This window comes from Agathobaculum sp. NTUH-O15-33 (assembly GCF_033193315.1).
Taxonomy (GTDB): domain Bacteria; phylum Bacillota; class Clostridia; order Oscillospirales; family Butyricicoccaceae; genus Agathobaculum; species Agathobaculum faecihominis_A.
The window spans coordinates 1667647-1686057 of sequence record NZ_CP136187.1; the positions used below are offsets into that span (position 1 = coordinate 1667647).

Genomic DNA, 18411 nt, shown 5'->3' on the forward strand with positions numbered 1-18411 from the left:
TCTTTGGCGGCGTATGTGCTATACTAGGGTCAGTACCATAATAAGGAGGCACTCTGCCATGGCAATGAAAGAACACTATCAGGGACTCGGCCATATCGCGATCCATGTGAAGGATATGGACGAGAGCATCGCGTTTTACCAGAAGATCGGCGGCGCGCTGTTCAAGCGCGACAGCATTTCCACGCCGGAAGGGGACAAGCTGCTCGCGCTCGTCGATCTCGGCGGGTTCCTGCTGGAACTGATCCAGTCGCCCGCGCCTGCGCCGATGAGCGAGGGCAATATCCCGCACTTTGCCGTTTACGTAGATGATTTGGATGCCGCCGGGGCCGACCTACGCGCGCTCGGCATCGAATTTACCGAGCCGGAGAAAAAAGTGCTGCCGGATACCTTCGGCGGCCTGCAAAACTGGTTCTTCACCGGCCCCTCCGGTGAGCAGATCGAGCTGCTGCAAATGCTGTAATCCAAAGGGACCCAAAAAAACGGAGGAGATAAAATATCTCCTCCGTTTTTTTGCGTCTATTTTTGACCGCTGCCGCCGCATTTCCAGCATTCGCCGTGGTCGCAGTTGGGGCATACCACCCAACTGCTCAGCACAAGCGGGTTCCAGTAGCCGTGGGCGCCGTTGCAGGTCGGGCAGTCGCCGGAACCGTAACAAATATCGCAGCTCTGCGAGCCCTTTGGGGGCTGATAGCTGCCGCCGCTGGCCGAACCGTCGGAGGCCGAACCGCCCGAAACGCTTTGGTGCGCCTCCACATAGGCGCGGGCTTCCGCCATGTCCATTTGCTTGATCTCGTCGTCGGTATAGCCAAGCTGGTGCAGGATATCGCGCCGTTCCGCGTCCCAGTCGTCATACTGCTGTTCGTAGTTCGGATTGTCCATCTGACCGAAGAAGCAGTTTTTGCAGGGCTTGTTCCCGGTGTTGCCGCAGGTGATACACGGGGACCAATAAGAGGTGCCCGGAATCCTTTGCCTGCCGCTGCCGCCGCAGTCGTCGCAATCCTCGTCGTAATAACCATCCCCGCCGCAATAGGTACAGTCGATCAGCATTTCAGGCTGTTCGCCCTCAAGCTTTTTGTATTGCGCCCAAAGCGCGTCCTGATCCGCCTGTGAGGGCGTACCGGCGGCTGCCTTGGCTTGCTGAACCGGCGGCTTTTGCTGCGTCGCCCCCTGTGCTTTGGCCTGCGGTTCGTCAATCAGCACGGTTTTGGGCATCTGTTCGTCCGCCCCCTTCGGCGCGTCCGGCACAACGACCTTGTACGGCGTTTGCTCGCTTGGGGGCGCGTCGGCCGTTTTCGCACCGCTCTCATCATCTGCGCGACTGTTGCCCGCGATCAGCCCGACCGCAAACGCGCCGCCCACGGCCAGCAGCAACAGAACCGCCGCAACGACGTATCCCTTTGTCGAAACCTGTTTCATAGCTCGCGCCTCCTCAACCCCTGTTTTTCAACTCAAGCCTATCACAAATTTCCTGATTTTTCAACAGGTGAACGGACGAAAATAATATGACAGGGGAGTAAAAAAGATCGCAGCAACATGCATGCAGCAGTCGCCGTGAACGGCAGTTAGGGCAGTTTTGTAACTACCCGGTAAGAACGGGGAAAGCCTCTCGCTCTTTACAGCCGTATATGCTATACTAGGGATAGCAACATGATTAAAGGGGGATGTGACATGAGCATGAAGAAACACGGGGGAGGAAAGAATATGAAAAAAGGATCATGGCGGCATGTCGTAACTACTGCGCTTGCCATTTGCCTATTAACTGCCGGAGCGACGGCGATCAATAACGAGGGATTGTTTTCGGGTGCGACAATCGACAAAAACGGAACCCTGACTATGGACCCGTTTTTTATCAACGATTACGGCTATCCAGCGGATATCACAATTCCGGACAAGGTCGTTACAATATCGGACAGTTGTTTTGCTTCGAGTCAGGTGCAGTCCGTTACTTTTAATGGGCATGAAAAAAAGGTGGGCGCGAGCGCATTTTCAACCAGCAGTCTACGCCAGATCGCGTTTCCGGATTCCGTCACCGAGATCGGTATGCTGGTGTGCGCGGACTGCACCCAGTTGACTGATGCGGTCTGGTCAAAGGCCACGCCTACCGTATCCAAATATGCGTTTGACGGCTGTACCGCGCTGCAAAGCGTGACTCTGCCCGAGGGCGTTACGGCCATTGACAGCTGGGCTTTTAAGGGCTGTACCGCGCTGACATCCATCCGGCTGCCTGCAACACTGCGTTCCATTGAGAACGCCGCGTTTGAGGACGCCGGGCTGAAAAGCATTGTCATACCGGACGGCGTGACCAAGCTGGGCTGGGGCGCGTTTGAGGGCTGCACCCAACTGACCGAACTGCACATCCCCGCAAGCGTGACGGAGATCGGCCTTTTGTTTGGCGCTCCGAGTGATCCCGCGGTTAATGACCCCTATACCGATCCCTCTACATGGACAAAGGGCCCGGTCATTTATGGCGTTTCCGGCTCGGAAGCCGAGCGCTACGCACGGAAAAACGGCATTCGTTTTATGACGGAAAACGGTGCGACTCAACCAACGCCTGAGCCCTCACCGGAGCCTGCCCCCGAACCGGTTCCGGAAAAGAACGTGTCGATCTCTATTGCTTATGATGAAATGATAAAGATGTATGACAATGGAATTGCTTATTTGGCAACATTTACGAACCATACGGACAAGCCGATTCATCAATATTTTGCCCTTCTGGTATATGAGCCAATGCTGCAGGCGACAAGCGAAATAATAAAGAGCGAGAATGGGTATCAGATCGTTTATGCTCGAGACGCAAACGGCGATCCGATCTATTGGTTGGATGCTGAAATCCACTTTTTTGATGTTGATCTGCCTGCGTTCGGCAGTGTAAAAAAAGGCGTGGATGCAGGTACGTTTCTCCTCTCATCAGGGACACTGCAATGGATCACCTTTGACGACAAAGCGGAAATGGACCGCGTTCAGGCATCTGTACCTTCCGCATACTATGAACGTGATATAGAGCCGCATGAAAAGGGCCAGAACTGGCTCAAGGATACCTTTGGTATTTTGCTGCCGCGCGAGACGATTGACTGATTTTAGGGGGAAAGAATTTGTGAATACCAAAATACAACGGGCGACCGCAGCGCTTCTGTGCGCCGCCGTGCTGACCGGCGGCGCCGCCGCGTTTACCATGGAAGAGGTAAAGCCTGAGGACATTTTCACGCCCGAGGTAATCGAACAAGAGAGAGTTTCCAGTTGGGCTGCAGAAGAGGTTCGCGACGCCACCGATCTGGGGCTCGTCCCCGCCGAGCTTGGCCGCGGCTTCCAAAAAGAGATCAACCGCGAGCAATTTTGCGAGCTGGTCGTCAACATGGCGGAAAAGGCGCTGGGAAAAACGCTTACCGTCCCGTCGTCCCATAGCTTTACCGACACCGCAAGCGAGTGGGTGCTCAAGGCAAATGAGGCGGGCATTGTGAACGGTACCAGCGCCACCACATTCGAGCCGAACGCATCCATTACGCGCGAGCAGATCGCGGCCATGTTCTACCGCGCCATTGTCTATATCCGGCAGCAGGTGGGCAGGGAAGCCCTTGATGCCGGCGGCGATCTGTCCGCCTATACGGACGAGGGGCAGGTTTCCGGCTGGGCGAGGGAAGCGGTCGCCGCGCTGGCGCAAAGCGGAATTATGAAGGGCACCTCGGATACCCGGTTGAGCCCACAGGAAACGGCTACTGTTGAGCAAGCAATCCTTTTAGTGCTGCGGGTATATCGCATAGTTTAAGTAAATAACCGCAAAAGGGCCGCCCGATCGTTTGATCGGGCGGCCCTCAGTTATGGCACCTTCAAGCGCCTGTGTGTATGATAGGGTTAGCCGTTGGGCTGTGACGCGTATTTGGGAAGAAGCCGCGCCAGTATTTGCGCCAGTTCCGCGCGGTTGGCGCCTGCTTTGGGCGCCAGCCTGCCGTCCGTCATGCCTTCCACGATCCCGGCGCCGCAGGCCCACTGAAACGCGGGCACGGCCCAGCCGGAAACCTGCGCCGCATCCGGATAGGAATGGAGATCGGTTTTTGAACCGGCGCTCGTATCCCAGCCCTTCCATGCCGCGTAGCGGTAGAGCAAGGTAACGAGCTGCTCGCGGGTGAGGGGATCGTCCGGCCCAAAGCGTCCGTTTCCATAGCCCTTTGCCAGACCGTTCGCGGCGCACCACGTCACAGCGTCGGTGTACCAACGCCCGGCCAAAATGTCGGTGAAGAAGGCTCTGCCTTCACCGAGGATGGAGGGGGTCCCCTCCATCCTATATAAAATCGTTGCTAACATGGCGCGGCTTGAGCCGCCGTAGGGCTCGAACGTGGTTTGGCTGGTGCCATTCATCAAACCGTTGATATAAACGTACAGTACGGCGTTGTGGAACCAGTCTGACTCCCGCACATCGGTAAAGGGAAGGAGGAATTGCTCCAGATCGGCCTTCGTATAAGCGCCGTCCAAAACAGCGAAGGGAGAAAGGCTGTCGGTCTCCACCGTGATCAAGCCGTTCGCCGCTTTCGCGTCGGTCAGCGTCAGCTTGCCGTCCAAACAGTGGGCGACAGTTAAAACCTGTCCATCGTGATCTGCCACGGGCAGGGAAACGGATAGCTTGCCACGGAAGCCGTAGGAAAGGGAAACATCAAAAACTCCCAGCAGGCGCCCGGCCTTTTCGGCCGCCCGCAGCAGATCGCAACCGGCCTCTCCGGCATCGTGCAGCGTTCCGGTTGTGATAGACAAAACGGCGGATACGTGAATCTGTTCGCCCGATACCGTCAGCCCGGTGGGTTTGTCGGTCAGCGTGCGCCGGCAGTAGCTGGAACCGCCGCCACCGCCGCCACCGCCGCCACCGCCGGAGCCGCTGGGTTCGGGATCTTCCCAGACCGCGGTCAGGCTGGTCACGGAAGCGGGTACCGCCGCGCCCGCGGCATAGAGGCTGCCGTCGTTCCCGCGCCACATGAAGTAGTCGCCGTTCTTGCCGGCTGGCCGCGCAAAGCCGTCCGCCGACGGGGCGGTGAACGAATCTCCGGCATAGACGATATCCATGTTGCCGATCTGATCCGCTCCGGCCAGCGTGCCGCCGCTTAAATGCAGCCGTATCGCCTTGAGGGTGTTTGGCGCAAGCGCTTCCAATACGGGGCGGTAGCCCGGCCGCGCGTCGATACCTGCGGAATCGGTATCGTTCCAGCCGTGGGACGCATCATAGCCGCGCAGTGCATAGCCTTGCGCGGTGGTATCCTGTCCCAGAGAATATACGTCCGTCCAATTCTTTATGTAGGTGCTGCCGCCTGCTAAAATGGAATCCCATTCATTGCTCAGCGGCAAGCCGCGCGTATGGTCGCCGGTTCCGGAAGAAAGGTTGCCGACGGAAGGCGCGCGCAGGATATAGCCGGCGCCGCCGCTTATGTAGTCTTTCCCGAACAGCAGACCGGCGCCGTTCAGTTCCCGCCAACTGGCATCGCTGGAAAGGTTGTATTCCGAAATGAAAAGGCTGTGATCGTAGCGGTAGCCATAGGTACCGGCGGGGTCTGTTGTGTTCGCCGCATCGTCGGCCGCGCCGGGCTGACCGTCGGACGCGTTGTTCAGCACATAGGCGTTGACCGTGCCCGCATAGGTAAAGGGACTCCAACGCAGGCTGCCGTCCGGTAGGGAGCCGTTTCTTGTGCCGGGGATATCCACACCGGAAAGGTCGAACCAGTAGGTGCCGCCGGGCGTGAGCGTGGCCTGCTCCTCTTCCGGGCCGCCAAGCGTGACAAGCTGCCATCCGGCGGGGAAATGGGCCGCTAGCCAAGCGGCGTCATAGCCGTCCGCTCCGTAAGGGATAAAGACCGTGCCGCTGTCGGCAACGCCTGAAAAGGCGCCGGTGGCGAGCGCAGGACAGGAGACCGCGCGGAACCGTACGGAGGAAAGCACAGAACAAAATGAAAAGGCATCCTCGCCAAGCGCGTTTGTGCTGGAAGGCAAGTCTATTGCCGCAAGGAGGATGCAACCGGCAAACGCCTGATTCCCGATCGAGACCACGCTGTCCGGCAGCGTGACTTGCGTAAGCGATACGCACTCATAGAACAGGTCGTTTGGGATTGCGGTCAAATTCGTACAGCCGGAAAGATCCATAGCTTTGAGCCCCCTGCAATTCCGGAACGCCTTTTCGCCGATCGCGGAGACCGACGCGGGCAGACTGGATAAGTTCAGAGCGGGGCAATAGCCAAAGGCATCCGCGCCGATGGTCTCTAACGCGGCGGGAAGCACCGTCAACGCAAGTTTATCGCAGGTGTAAAACGCGCCGTTGCCGATGTGCTTTACGCTGTCCGGCAATTTGTCTAAATTGAGCGCGGCGCAGTTGGAAAACGCATAAGCTTCGATCGTGGTCAACCGGCTGGGCAGCTCGGTCAACTCTAATAGGCCGCAATAGGAAAACGCTCTTTCCCCAATGTGGTCCACCTCTGCGGGCAGCGCTGTCAGCGCCAGCTTTTTGCAGTTGTTGAACGCGCCGTCGCCGATCGTCGTCAGGCTATTCGGCAGCTTGTTCAGCTTCAAATTGAAGCAGTCGGAAAAGGCAAAGCTTTCGATCGCGGAAATTTGTTCCGGCAGCGTGGCGTTGATCAGTCTGCCCATGTTTTGGCGAGAAGAAGAGGAGCTTTCGTCCAGCCCGGCAATTTTGGTGAGCTGCGTCATGCCGGAAAGGTTAAGGTCGGTCAGGTTTTCCCATTCGCTGTTATCGTGGTAGCAGTCCCGCAGCGCGTTCCAGTCGTCGTCGCTGATCTCGGTCGCGTTGCCGGTGATCTGAATGGTGGTATACAGTTTCTTGTCGGGGTTTGCATGGGTAAGGGCGTCAGTAATTTTTGCGGTCATAGAATCGCCTGTGTTGAAGGTAACCGTAAGAATGAAACCTGCGGTTTTCGTCCAGCCCGAAGGCAGCGCATTGATAATTTTGCTGTAGTCGGACCCGGCTGGGTAGATCAGTTCGCCGATCTGAGGGAGTTTTTGTAAAGCGTTCTTGTTGCTTAATGTTGGAGCCGTTGCGCCGCTGAATTGCAGGGTTGAAAGATTACTACACTCGTAAAACGCATACTGACCAATGGAAGTCAGGTTTGCAGGAAACTGCATTTCAGATAAACCGGTGCAACCATAAAAAGCATTGTCAGAAATCTTAGTCAAAGTGTCTGGCAACTTGCTCAGGGTAAGGTTGGGACAGTCCCTAAACGATGCGTTACCTATCGTTGTCAGATTAGGTGGCAGATCGGTCAAAATAAGATTGGTGCAACCTATAAATGCGTTGTCTCCAACGGTTTTTAGACTGCTTGGAAGTTTCTTGAGCTGCAACTGCGTCAGATTAGCAAATGCATTCGCTCCGATCGTCTCTATACTGTCTGGCAACTCAGACAGTATCAGATTGGGGCAGTTGTAGAATACATGTGAGCTAATGGTTTTCAGGCCGACCGGCAGCTTGATAAATTGAAGCCTGTCGACCGTATTTTGGTAAGAAGATGGGTTTTTAATGACTGCCAGATTCGCCATACTTGACAGATCAAGAGTAGTAAGGCTACTCCAGTCTCTATTAAGATTAGAATTACAGTATTCGCGCAATAATGTCCAGTTCGTGTTATTTAAGGTTGTTGCCGTACCAGTAATTTTAATTGTGGTTACTGTTCCCTTTGTTATGCCTGTGGCATTCAGAGCTTTGTTAATTGCTCCTTCAACCCTAGCATTATCACTATTCAGCTCAACAGGCAACGTTACCTCCTCTTCCGGCGCGGCAAGAGCCACGCCGGGCAAAAGTCCCGCAACCATAGCGAGGGAGAGGGCTAGCGCGGCCAGCCGTTTTCGGATTCTGTTTTTCATGTTTGATCTCCTTTCGTGATCCCATTTTTGTGAAAAGCAAGGGGCTGAAAAACAAAAGCACCGGCCGCCCGCGTACAGCGGGAAGCCGGTGTTTTCCAGTTCATTTACAGTATATCATAGGTTTCGACAGATTACGCGAAAATGAAGAAAATTTCATTTTCGCGGGGACATGGCCCCGGGGGAGGGGGATAAAAAAGACTGCTGCAAGATACTTGCAGCAGTCTTTTGGGAAATTGTTCGATGCCCCAAACGCGAAGGAATTAATAGTGGCGGGACTCGTACAGGTGATCTTCGATCGCCTTGCGGGCGGCCTGTACTTCGGGCTTGGTGGAAACCTCGGCCACGCCGACGCGCCACCAGTTCTCGTAGCCCTTCGACATGGTCTTGGGCAGCACCTTCATATCGATCACGGTAGAAACGGTCTGCTTCTTGGAATCCTCGATGGCGGCCTTGAGCTCGTCGAGCGTCTTGACGGTGTAGGTCTTGCAGCCGTACGCGGCGCCGATGGCGGCGTAATCGATCTGAATAACCTTGCCCTTGTGGATGCCGTTGGTCACGCCCTCTTCGAGCATGTTCTTTTCGGTGCAGATGCTGGCGTTGCCCTGACCAACCTCAAGGTTGTTGATGCAGCCGTAGGAGGCGTTATCGAACAGCATGACGTTGATCTTCTTGCCGATCTGCACGGAGGTGATCAGCTCGGAGTGCAGCATATCGAACGAACCGTCGCCGCACATCGCGTAAACTTCCTGATCCGGGCAAGCCAGCTTGGCGCCCAGCGCGGAAGCGACTTCGTAACCCATGCAGGAGTAGCCGTACTCCATGTGGTAGGTGTTGGGGGTGCGGGCGCGCCACAGGCCCTGCATGTCGCCCGGCAGCGAGCCGGCGGCGGCGCAGACGATCGCGTCGTCGTCGATCATCTTGTTGATGGTGCCGAGCACGGTGGTCTGGCACAGGTCGCAGCCGGTGTCCTCCACGTACTTCTCAACGCATTCGCGGTTCGCGTCAAGGCACTCCGGAACAAAGGAATCCTTGCCGGTGTATACGCACTCGTCGAGGCGGGCCACTTCGTCGTCCCACCAGATCTTGCGAAGGTTCTTCACTTCTTCCGCATAAGCGTCGTCGGTGTGGTAGCCGATCTTGGACAGCTCCTCGCCGATGGCGGTCAGCGCTTCGTTCGCGTCGGCCACAACCGGGGTAGCGTCCATCTTAAACGCTTGGAAATCGGACGGGTTGATGTTGACGAACTGCGCGTCCGTGCGGTACAGCCACTTGGAAGCGGTGGTAAAGTCGGTGTAGCGGGTGCCCACGCCGATGACAACGTCGGCTTCGTGCGCCAGCTTGTTGGCGGCGATGCCGCCGGTCGTGCCCAGACCGCCGAGGTTGAGCTCGTGCGTCCACTCAATGGCGCTCTTGCCCGCCTGCGTCTCGCCGAAGGCGATGCCGAAGTCCTCAGCGAACTTCTTGAATACCTTGTGGGCTTCCGCGTAGCGAACGCCGCCGCCGCAGATCAGGAGCGGCTTCTTCGCGTTCTTGATCACTTCGACAGCCTTGCTGACGGCGTACTTGGTGGCCGGGCGGCGCTCGATGCGCCACACGCGCTTGCGGAAGAAATCGACCGGGTAATCATACGCTTCCGCCTGTACGTCCTGCGGCAGCGAGATCGCGACCGCGCCGGTGTTGGCGGTATCGGTCAGCACGCGCATAGCGGCGATCATATCGGTCATGACCTGCTCCGGACGGTTGACGCGGCCCCAGTACTTGGTGACCGCTTGGAAAGAATCGTGCGCGGAAATCGTCAGGTTCTGCGGCTGCTCCATCTGCTGGAGTACCGGGTCGGGCTGGCGGGAAGCGTAAACGTCGCCCGGCAGAATCAGCACGGGGATGTTGTTCGCGGTCGCGGTAGCGGCGGCGGTGACCATGTTGCACGCGCCGGGGCCGACGGAAGAGGTGCAGGCGAAGATCTGCTTGCGGCGCGCCTGCTTGGCAAAGCCGACGGCGGCAAGGGCCATGCCCTGCTCGTTCTTGCCCTGATAGACGATCATGTCCTTCAGTTCCTGCTCGATGCCGTTTGCAAAGCCTACGACGTTGCCGTGGCCGGGCAGCATGAATACGCCCTTAACAAACTTGTGCTCGACTTCGTTGCCGTCCATATCGATGTAGCTGACATACTGGTTCTCCAGAAAACGAACCAGAGCCTGCGACGCGGTCAGACGGACAGTTTCCATATGCTTCATAGGAATCATTCCTCCTCAAAATAATGACGGTGTGATTAGTTGCCGGTCGGGCAGTGCCAAATCTTATCGTTGGCGTCCTTATCGAGCAGCCAGAGGTGCTCTTCGTCGTCGATGCGGGTCTTGTCCCACGGATCGCCCGGTAGATGGCGGATGCCCCAAGCGTAGCAGCAGGAGTAACCGGGACCCATGACCTGCGGATGCATCTTATCCGTGATGATGGCAAGGCCGTTGTGGTGGATCTCGTATAATTCGCCGTTGGCCCAGCCCGCGCCGAAGCCGATCGGCTTGTCGAAACGGTAGAAGTAAACTTCGGGCTGCGGGTGGTGGTGCGGCGGGTAGGAGGACCACTTGCCCGGCAGGTTGATAACTTCGCCCAGCACCATGTTGGAGTAGGGGGCGTTGTCAAGATCGAAGCAGGTACGTACATCGCGCTTGATGCAGCCCATTAGTTCGCCCTTGTCGCCGCGCGCCCAGGTATCGGTATCGTCCGGCGTGTAAAGCTTGTTCGGGAAGGTCTTTTCGTTCAGGGTTTTTTGGATGTATACGTTGGAAGTGCCGTGCGCCGTGATCTTCACCTTGGTATCCTTGCAAACGTGCAGGCACCACGGGTTGTAATCAAACGGGTTGGGGCGTACCATGTCTACCTTCTGGTCGTCCCACTCCATGGTCACGTTGCCGTCGAACAGCATGCAGGCGAGCTCCTTTTCGGTCTCGTTAAAGGAGTATTCGTCGCCGTCCTCCATCACGAGCAGCGCGACGTCCATCATCGCGTCCTTGCCGATGCCTTCGTCCAGACGGATATATTCGTTGTATCCGCGCTTGACTTGCTTATCAATGTACATGCGTTTTCCCTCCGCTCTCTAATTTTTGGATGCGCCGCCATTTCGTATGCGTCCGGCGAAGGGCCGGTGCGCGCGGAAATGTGGACAAACTCTCTCCTCATATTATAACATGAGCGTTTTGCGCACACAACCGCTGGAAACAGCTTTGGCATTATCCACAAAAAACAGGTGGTATGTTCTAACAAAAGGTACAACAAAAATCAGGTTTTTTGATTTGCCGCCCTTGCGCCTTTGCCTGTTTACAGGTATAATTATAACATAAGGATGCCAAAATGCTTGTAATATCTTCGCCAATAATAACACGATATTAAGGAAAAAGGGGGCGTTACTTATGGACGCCGCACGGCGCGAAAAAAGGGAGCACGGCAGCGCGTCTTTTCCGTTTCAGATCTATCCCGCGCTGGATGGAAGCGAAGCGCAGGACAGCGATTTTATCCCCTATCACTGGCACCCGGAACTGGAGATCATCACGGTGGAAGCGGGCCATGTTTCGGTCACGATCGCGGACCATAATTACGAGGGCGAACCGGGCGACGTATTCTTTGCCGCGGGGGAGGAGCTGCACGAAATCCGCGCCGCCGGGCATGAAAACGAGTTCCGCTCCTTTGTGTTCGCGGCGGATTTTTTGGAGTTCACGCGGGCCGATCAGGCGCAGAGCGAGCTGTTGCAGCCCTTGGCCGAGGGGCGGCTGCGCATGAAGACCTGCATGCGCTGCGGCGAGGCGGGCCAGCGGGAGATACGCGGCCTGCTGGCGCAGATCGTCCGCGCGTGCAACGCGCGCGCGCCGGGGTACCAGCTGATGGTGAAGGCGGCGCTGCTCGGCGTGATCGCGGTCTGCGCGGAAAACGGCCGTCTGGAGCAATGGGCGCGCCCCGCGTCGGACTATAAGGCGGGCCAGCTTAAGGAGATCGTCGCCTATCTGGGCGAGCATTTCGCCGAGCCGCTGCGGCTGGCCGAGGTGGCCGCGCATTTTGGCCTGTCGCCGCAGTATTTTTGTACCTATTTTAAAGATAATTTTGGAAAAACACTGACGCAGCATATCAACTCGCTGCGCATCGAGCAGGCCGCGCGCCTGCTGCGTGAAACCGATCTGCCCGTGATGGAGATCGGCTTTCTTGTCGGCTTTGACAATTTCAGCTATTTCATCAAACGCTTTCGCGGGGTTTACGGCGCGTCGCCGTCCGGTTACCGAAAAGGGAAGTAGCCCGAACGCGGTCGGGGTCACATAAACAATAAGTGGGATGCCGCAACGATTTTGCAGCGTCCCACTTATTGTTTTATTCTTTATCATCCAGCGTCCACAGGTGCCTGTCGCGGCGAAAAACAAGGCAGATGAGCACGCCCGACACGGCCAGCAGCAGAAACAGCGCCGCCGCGCCCGTCCCGCCGCCCGCGCCAAACAGACGCACAAGCGGGCTGTTCGCCGTCTGCGCCGCCATGAGCGGGCCGAGCGCGCGGTCGATCAGCAGCCCGCCGAGCAGATACCCCACCGGGATGGTGAAGAATTGCAAGGCATTGCGCGCCGCGTAGACCCGCCCCTGCATTTCCACCGGAATATGCGATCTGAGCAGCACGTCCATGTTCGCGTTCATGACCGGAATGCACAGCCAGCCAAGCACCGCGCCCAGACACCACACCGGGGCCGAACGGCCCAATGCGAGCAGCAGGTTTTCCGTTGCCATGGAAAAGAGAAGCGCGTTGCAGATCGCGCGCACACGGCTTTTCGGCGCGGGCGCAAGCGAGACAAGCACGCTGCCCAGCACATTGGCGGCGCCTGTACAGGCGTTGACCAGCGCGTACACGGTTTTGCTCCCGCCGGCGCGCGAAAGCAGCATGGCGGGCAGCGCGGCGTTGTACATCGAAGCCGCCAGATTGATGGCCGCGAGGAACAGGATCAGATCGAGCACGCCGCGGTGCCGCCGCAGAAAGCGCAGGCCGCTTTTGGCGGAAGCGAGCACGCCCTCCGCCGCATCGCCGGTGGCGTGCGGCCGTGGTATGCGAACGCGCAGCAGCAGCGTGAGAAACGCCACGGCAAACGTCGCAAGATCGAACACCAGCACGGCCCGAATGCCCAACGCGGCGAACATGACCGAAGCAAACACCGGCGATAAAATCGTGACAAGCGAATTGGAGAGCGACCGCAGGCCGCCGACCCGCTGGTATTGCTCCTTCGGCGCGAGCAAGCTTACCGCCACGTCGGAGGCGGGCTGCTGAAAGGTATTCATCAGGCCGTTCAGCGCGTTAAGCAAGTAGAGGTGCCAAATTTGCAGCGAGCCGGTGCAGAGCAGCGCCAGCGTGACCGCCGTACCGGCCGCCGCCACCGTATCGCAAACCAGCATGGTACGCTTTTTGTCCCACCGGTCGCTCAGCGCGCCCGCGAAAATGCTGAAAACCACATAGGGGGCGTAGGAAGATACGGAGAGCAGCGCGGTGACAAGCGCCGAGCCCTGCCGCTCAAACGACCAGACGATCAGCGCGAAGCTGGTCATAGCGCTGCCCAGCTCGGAAAACGCCTGCGTGCTCCACAGGATGAGAAAGGTATGAAGCCCCCGCAAGGGCTTGTTTGTATGATTCATTTCGACTTTGCTCCTTATTGTTTTGGTGCCGGGTATGGCCCGGGAAATCAACAAAACATGCAAAGCCTTTCATCGGACGGAACAAGGTGTTTCATTTCCGCTCCATGCAGCGCCGTCCGCTGATCAGACCTTGCATGGAGCTTTTTCAATGCAGAGCCGCATACCGTTCGCCGCCTCCTTTTCCAAAAGAACGTTGCTTATAGTATAGAAGGGGCGCGCGCAGAAGTCAAACCAATCGTCCGGCTGAGGGCGAATGGGCGCGCGATTAAAGCTTTTATTTTACCCGAAACGATTTCGGCGCGCGATGGTAAACCAGCACCAACGCAACGACAATATAAAGCATGGTGAATCCAAGCGCCGACATCGTAAAAACAAAACCGCCTGTTTCAATTTGCAGGCAAAGGAAACACAGAACGTACATCAGTACATTGATAAACGAGTAAAAAGGGTTTTTTATCTGCAAACTTTCCGAATATGGTTGGAAAATATAATAGAGGCACAAATGATGCGCCGTAAACAAAATGGACAACAGAAGGATGGTCACACAGAACAGCATAAGGTCCATGGTGAATAGGGAAGTGCCGCAGAGCAGACAAAAGCCCAGCGCCGCCAGACAGATCGCACCCGCGATTACAAGGTCGTACAGGGATACGCGAAACAGCCGTATTTGAAAATTGCGCAAAACGGTCTGCGGCTGACGGTAGTAGGCATAATGCAGCATATCCTTATCGCAGTTAAAGAACATGGCGCGGGCGGCTTTGTCCGCAACCGTCATAAAATACATGATATAAACGAAGAACGGCAGCAGGGAGGTCAAATGGGTACTAAGACGGACCGCCGCCTCGCGGTTGACGATCCAAAACGCCACGGCTCCGGAAAACAGCCCGGCTGTTGCGAGCAGCCGATAATAGACCGGCTTGACCAGCTGCCTTCTATGCCGTGCAAAAAACAGAGCGTTCATATACCGGTAGCCAGTGAGTTTCCGAAACTTTTCCTTTGCTGATTCGGAACCTTTCGCATCCGTTTCCTTGATCTCGACCGCTTTAAAACCGGCGGATGCGCCGGTGGAGGACTTGAGAAGCGTTGATAATAGAAAGTTTTGATCGATGGAGCGATGAAATTTTTCTTCATACCCACGGTAGCCCACCGTAATATACCAAAGGCTTACGATGCCAAGCGCTACGTAAACGACCACGCTGACCGGATGGAGCAGGACCGCGGCCAGAGTACCCGACCAACCGAACGCTGCGGGCAAGTAGGCGCCTGCGAGTCCGACGCCGATGACAGCCCAACTATACGCCATGCTGCGTGAAATGACCTTTCCGGTCCGGTCGAAGATCAGGAGCTGAGACGCCTCTCCGATCATGCGGAAGGAAAGCAGCATGAGCCAGAGAAAAAATCCTTGCAGAAGCGTTGCGCCCAGCAGTCGGGCGGACACGAATAGCCAAGGCAAATAGTATAGAAAAAAGGGAACGTATTTATATGCCAAAAAAGCCTTGAGATAGGTGCGCGCATCCATATGCAAATACTTGATACAGGCCACTTTGTCCCGCGTGACCGTAAAAATTTGACTTTCGCCAAACGAACCGATCCCGCAGTTTAAGAAAAACAGAATCTGCACCATCGCAGGAAACGCTCTGGACATCGTTTGCGGTTGCAGCGTCACCAGAAGCGGCAGCCCAACAAAAGCGAGCAGATAAAGCGGCTTGCCGCAAAAATCGAAAAGCTGCCTGACGATGCTTGCCACTACGGCAAGCGCCTTTTTGAGACCGTACCGGGCGTAGATAGATTCCGGCATGCATGTTCCAATCAGCCATAACCGCCTAAAGTAATAGCAAAACGCGTTCACCCATAAAACGGCTTTGATATCGGTGATCTGCTTTAATGTTTTAATCATAGGCTGCCTCATCTTTCAAAAGCTCTATGATCTGCGCTTCAAAGTCCTTGCTTTGCAGCATGGTATGGTCGATCTGCTGCAAGCGACCGTCGCTGAGCACGACGATTTCGTCGCATAGGTCGGTTGCCAGTTGCAGGATGTGCGTGGAAAAAATGATGATATGGTCGTGTTTGATTTCACGTAAAAGCTGTTTGATTTCCAATGCCACCACCACGTCGAAGGAAGTCAGCGGCTCGTCGAGCAGAATGACAGGAGGCCGGACGATCATAAAGCAAAGCATCTGTACTTTGTTTTTCATGCCGTGCGAATAGCCTTTGATCAGGCGGTGACGATCCTCGGCGTTGATCTTTACCATATCAAAGTAGTCGTCTATCGTCTTGTGGGGGTCAATTTTTCGCTCGTTTATGTCCATAAAAAATTTGATAAACTCATATCCGGTCAGAAAATCCGGCAGAATCGGCGTGGAGAACACATATCCGACCTCGTCCGCCATAAGCGCGTGGCAGTTTCCGTTCGCTTCGCAAATTTCTGCTTTTCCGCTATCGGGCGCCACCTCGTCGGTCAGGCAGTTGAAAAGCGTGGTCTTGCCCGCGCCGTTTCGACCAAGCAATCCATATATTTTACCTTTTTCAAATGTGAACGAGCAGTCCCGCAGTACCTTTTTGTTTCCAAAGGATTTTTTTATTTCAAATAGTTGCAAATTCATAAGATCGCCCTTTCTTGATTGTCACGGCTGCCTGACATGGCTGAAAACAGAAAAAGCACACCTCCGGCGCAAGAAAGCGCAAGGTGTGCTTTGGCTTTTCCATAGGGTAAGACGTACTTCGGGCAGCGTCGCTTAAGGCGTTGTCCATGGTATGTTTTCACCATCCTTTGTTTTGGGCCATTATAGCGGATATTCCAAGGCAGTACAACCCGGAAAAGAATATGTTCACAAAAACTTTACCTTGAGGATTTCTCACACGAAAAGCCGCAGAAACAAGCGCCCTCATCCGCCCTTCCGGACAAACAAAGGGGAACGCGCCGCCATCGCAACGTGCTCCCCTCATATTCGTATTATTCGTAACGGATCCGCACGTTTGCCGAACGGCAAAGATCGATATAATCCATTGGCGGCTCGCGGTCTGTGATGAAGGCGGTCAGGTCCTTTAAATGACAGAAGGTGACGATCGCCTCGCGGCCGATCTTGGAGGAATCGGCCATTAAGTAAATATGGTCCGCGCGCTGAACGACGGCGCGCTTGATCTCGGCTTCTAAAAAGGTGGTGTTGGTCATGCCCGCGGTGAGCGATACGCCGGTCGCGCCCATGAACGCCTTGGTGATGCGCACGGCGGAGAGCGCTTCGATCGTGGAAAGACCGACAAAGGAATCGGTCGTGGGGCTGTAAATGCCCCCCAGCGAAATAATGGTCAGGTTTTCATACTTGGCGGCCTCGCTCAACGCGCCGAGGGAATGGGTGATGATGGTGATGCGTTTTTTTGCCACCAGATAACGCAAAAGGCACAGCGTAGTCGTGCCGGAATCGATAAAAATCGTGTCGCCGTCCTCGATCTCCTCCGCCGCGAGGCGGCCGATCAGCGATTTATCCGCCGGGTTTAGCCCGGAGCGGATGGGCGTAGGCACCGCGCCGTTTGAAACGGCGGCGGTAACGCCGCCGTATACCTTGGTGATATGTCCGCGCATTTCCAACTCGTTCAGGTCGCGGCGGATGGTGTTTTTTGATACCCCGAACACCTCGCACAGTTCGTCAATGCTGACCGTTTCCCGCGCAATGACGTATTGTTCAATGGAATTCAGCCGATTTACTTTCATGACGCTTCCCCAATCCGTATTACTATTTAATCCCTTATTTTTTTTCTCTTAAAATTTTATCACAAGCAGATGCATAAATAGAACCCTATTTTTAATATTACCAGAAAACCACGAAAAAGCAACCAAGACACAACAAACAATTTTTATATTTTTGCACCAATTTTTTTGTGGATTTTTCCGGACTGGCCAAAATATAGGTTCAAAATTTTATGATGAAAATAAGAAATGCGGTTGAACTCGCGGGTCGTTGGTGTTAAACTGTATTCAAGACGGCGTGTATTTTGCGCCGCAGCCCGGACCCTGTTCCGTTTTGAGAAAAATTTTGTATTAGGCAGGTGTATGCAATGCAGAAAGCAGAAAAGATGCAGGAGCTTCGTGTATTCGCAGCGCAGATCCGTCTTGAGACCGTCAAGACGATCGGCTCGCTTGGCTTTGGCCATGTGGGCGGCTCGATGTCGATCATCGACGCTCTCGCCGTACTTTACGGCGATGTGATGAAGATCGATCCGAAGAATCCTCGCTGGGAAGACCGCGACTGGTGCGTCCTCTCCAAGGGCCACGCCGGCCCGGCAATGTACGCGACCCTCGGCCTCAAGGGCTTCTACCCCTTGGAGCAGGCGTATACGCTCAATCAGCCCCACACCAATTTCCCGTCCCACACCGACCGTCAGAAGACCCCCGGCGTTGACCTGACCACCGGCTCGCTCGGCCAAGGCATGTCTACCGCTACCGGCGCCGCTCTTGGCAACAAGATCGATAAGCGCGACAACCACGTATTCGTATTTGTCGGCGACGGCGAGTGCGATGAAGGTCAGGTTTGGGAAGCGGCTCAGTTCGCCGCGCACTACAAACTGGACAACCTCGTCTGCTTCGTAGACGATAATAAGTATCAGCTCGACGGCGCGTGCGAAGCGGTCATGAGCCACGGCAAGGGCATCGGCGCTAAGTTCGACGCTTTTGGCTGGAACGTGATCAATCTTGCCGACGGCAACGACGTTGAGCAGATCTACGACGCCGTACAGCAGGCCTATGCCACGAAGGGCAAGCCCACCTGTATCGTGCTGAACACCGTTAAGGGCAAGGGCGCTACCTTTGCCGACGGCACTGGCGCACACTCTTCGCAGCCTTCTAAGGAGCAGTGGGACGAAGCCATTGCTTACGCTGAGAAGCAGTACGCCGAGATCAAGGCACAGTAAGGGAGGGAA

13 protein-coding genes and 1 pseudogene are annotated in these 18411 nt (G+C 55.8%); 5 read left to right on the plus strand and 9 right to left on the minus strand.

The annotated features are described in order from the left end of the window. The first annotated feature begins 58 nt into the window (after positions 1–58). Positions 59–460 carry a VOC family protein gene (locus tag RWV98_RS08495; protein ID WP_317865235.1) on the plus strand — a complete coding sequence of 134 codons (402 nt, stop codon included), beginning with the start codon at positions 59–61 and terminating at the stop codon, positions 458–460. Between the two features lie 56 nt (positions 461–516). Here RWV98_RS08495 and RWV98_RS08500 read toward each other — a convergent pair whose 3' ends face one another. Continuing rightward, positions 517–1416 carry a hypothetical protein gene (locus tag RWV98_RS08500; RefSeq protein ID WP_317865237.1) on the minus strand — a complete coding sequence of 300 codons (900 nt, stop codon included), beginning with the start codon at positions 1414–1416 and terminating at the stop codon, positions 517–519. Positions 1417–1701: 285 nt separating this feature from the next. On the opposite strand from RWV98_RS08500, the gene RWV98_RS08505 reads away from it, so the two are divergent. Further along, the gene (locus RWV98_RS08505; RefSeq protein WP_317865239.1) at positions 1702–3075 is read left to right on the plus strand and encodes a leucine-rich repeat domain-containing protein; all 1374 of its coding nucleotides are present in this window, start codon (positions 1702–1704) and stop codon (positions 3073–3075) included. Positions 3076–3094: 19 nt separating this feature from the next. Continuing rightward, complete coding sequence (locus tag RWV98_RS08510; RefSeq protein ID WP_317865241.1) at positions 3095–3763, plus strand: S-layer homology domain-containing protein; 669 nt, start codon at positions 3095–3097, stop codon at positions 3761–3763. Positions 3764–3849: 86 nt separating this feature from the next. Here the strand turns inward: RWV98_RS08510 and RWV98_RS08515 are convergent, their stop codons facing one another. The 4 genes and pseudogenes from RWV98_RS08515 to RWV98_RS08525 all read right to left on the minus strand — a co-directional run bounded on the left by RWV98_RS08515 (position 3850) and on the right by RWV98_RS08525 (position 10921). Further along, positions 3850–6855, minus strand: a complete 3006-nt coding sequence (locus RWV98_RS08515; RefSeq protein WP_317865243.1) for a leucine-rich repeat protein — start codon at positions 6853–6855, stop codon at positions 3850–3852. A 183-nt stretch (positions 6856–7038) separates the two neighbouring features. Then, positions 7039–7845 (minus strand): annotated as a pseudogene (locus RWV98_RS19430) (leucine-rich repeat domain-containing protein); the annotation flags it as partial. Positions 7846–8105: 260 nt separating this feature from the next. Then, the gene (iolD, locus tag RWV98_RS08520; protein ID WP_317865731.1) at positions 8106–10070 is read right to left on the minus strand and encodes a 3D-(3,5/4)-trihydroxycyclohexane-1,2-dione acylhydrolase (decyclizing); all 1965 of its coding nucleotides are present in this window, start codon (positions 10068–10070) and stop codon (positions 8106–8108) included. Positions 10071–10114: 44 nt separating this feature from the next. Next, positions 10115–10921 (minus strand): 5-deoxy-glucuronate isomerase, encoded by an 807-nt coding sequence (locus tag RWV98_RS08525; RefSeq protein ID WP_280961492.1) that lies wholly within the window; start codon positions 10919–10921, stop codon positions 10115–10117. Between the two features lie 331 nt (positions 10922–11252). On the opposite strand from RWV98_RS08525, the gene RWV98_RS08530 reads away from it, so the two are divergent. Next, positions 11253–12125 carry an AraC family transcriptional regulator gene (locus RWV98_RS08530; protein ID WP_317865245.1) on the plus strand — a complete coding sequence of 291 codons (873 nt, stop codon included), beginning with the start codon at positions 11253–11255 and terminating at the stop codon, positions 12123–12125. 73 nt (positions 12126–12198) lie between these two features. On the opposite strand, the gene RWV98_RS08535 is transcribed toward RWV98_RS08530, so the two are convergent. From RWV98_RS08535 to RWV98_RS08550, 4 genes are all read right to left on the minus strand, one after another. Beyond that, entirely contained in the window at positions 12199–13497 is a 1299-nt protein-coding gene (locus tag RWV98_RS08535) for an MFS transporter (RefSeq protein ID WP_317865246.1), read from the minus strand. A 274-nt stretch (positions 13498–13771) separates the two neighbouring features. Beyond that, positions 13772–15394 (minus strand): hypothetical protein, encoded by a 1623-nt coding sequence (locus RWV98_RS08540; protein WP_317865248.1) that lies wholly within the window; start codon positions 15392–15394, stop codon positions 13772–13774. After that, entirely contained in the window at positions 15387–16100 is a 714-nt protein-coding gene (locus RWV98_RS08545; RefSeq protein WP_317865250.1) for an ABC transporter ATP-binding protein, read from the minus strand. Before RWV98_RS08545 ends, RWV98_RS08540 begins: the two co-directional genes overlap by 8 nt. Before the next feature lie 350 nt (positions 16101–16450). Further along, positions 16451–17206, minus strand: a complete 756-nt coding sequence (locus tag RWV98_RS08550) for a DeoR/GlpR family DNA-binding transcription regulator (RefSeq protein WP_280961487.1) — start codon at positions 17204–17206, stop codon at positions 16451–16453. Positions 17207–17550: 344 nt separating this feature from the next. Between RWV98_RS08550 and RWV98_RS08555 the strand changes: the two genes are divergently transcribed. Then, complete coding sequence (locus tag RWV98_RS08555; RefSeq protein ID WP_280961486.1) at positions 17551–18402, plus strand: transketolase; 852 nt, start codon at positions 17551–17553, stop codon at positions 18400–18402. Positions 18403–18411: the final 9 nt, after the last annotated feature.

Coding starts and splice junctions, on each gene's coding strand:
- RWV98_RS08495 (WP_317865235.1), top strand. CDS start 59: ATGGCAATGAAAGAACACTATCAGGGACTCGGCCATATCGCGATCCAT.
- RWV98_RS08500 (WP_317865237.1), bottom strand. CDS start 1,416: ATGAAACAGGTTTCGACAAAGGGATACGTCGTTGCGGCGGTTCTGTTG.
- RWV98_RS08505 (WP_317865239.1), top strand. CDS start 1,702: ATGAAAAAAGGATCATGGCGGCATGTCGTAACTACTGCGCTTGCCATT.
- RWV98_RS08515 (WP_317865243.1), bottom strand. CDS start 6,855: ATGACCGCAAAAATTACTGACGCCCTTACCCATGCAAACCCCGACAAG.
- iolD (WP_317865731.1), bottom strand. CDS start 10,070: ATGGAAACTGTCCGTCTGACCGCGTCGCAGGCTCTGGTTCGTTTTCTG.
- RWV98_RS08525 (WP_280961492.1), bottom strand. CDS start 10,921: ATGTACATTGATAAGCAAGTCAAGCGCGGATACAACGAATATATCCGT.
- RWV98_RS08530 (WP_317865245.1), top strand. CDS start 11,253: ATGGACGCCGCACGGCGCGAAAAAAGGGAGCACGGCAGCGCGTCTTTT.
- RWV98_RS08535 (WP_317865246.1), bottom strand. CDS start 13,497: ATGAATCATACAAACAAGCCCTTGCGGGGGCTTCATACCTTTCTCATC.
- RWV98_RS08540 (WP_317865248.1), bottom strand. CDS start 15,394: ATGATTAAAACATTAAAGCAGATCACCGATATCAAAGCCGTTTTATGG.
- RWV98_RS08545 (WP_317865250.1), bottom strand. CDS start 16,100: ATGAATTTGCAACTATTTGAAATAAAAAAATCCTTTGGAAACAAAAAG.
- RWV98_RS08550 (WP_280961487.1), bottom strand. CDS start 17,206: ATGAAAGTAAATCGGCTGAATTCCATTGAACAATACGTCATTGCGCGG.
- RWV98_RS08555 (WP_280961486.1), top strand. CDS start 17,551: ATGCAGAAAGCAGAAAAGATGCAGGAGCTTCGTGTATTCGCAGCGCAG.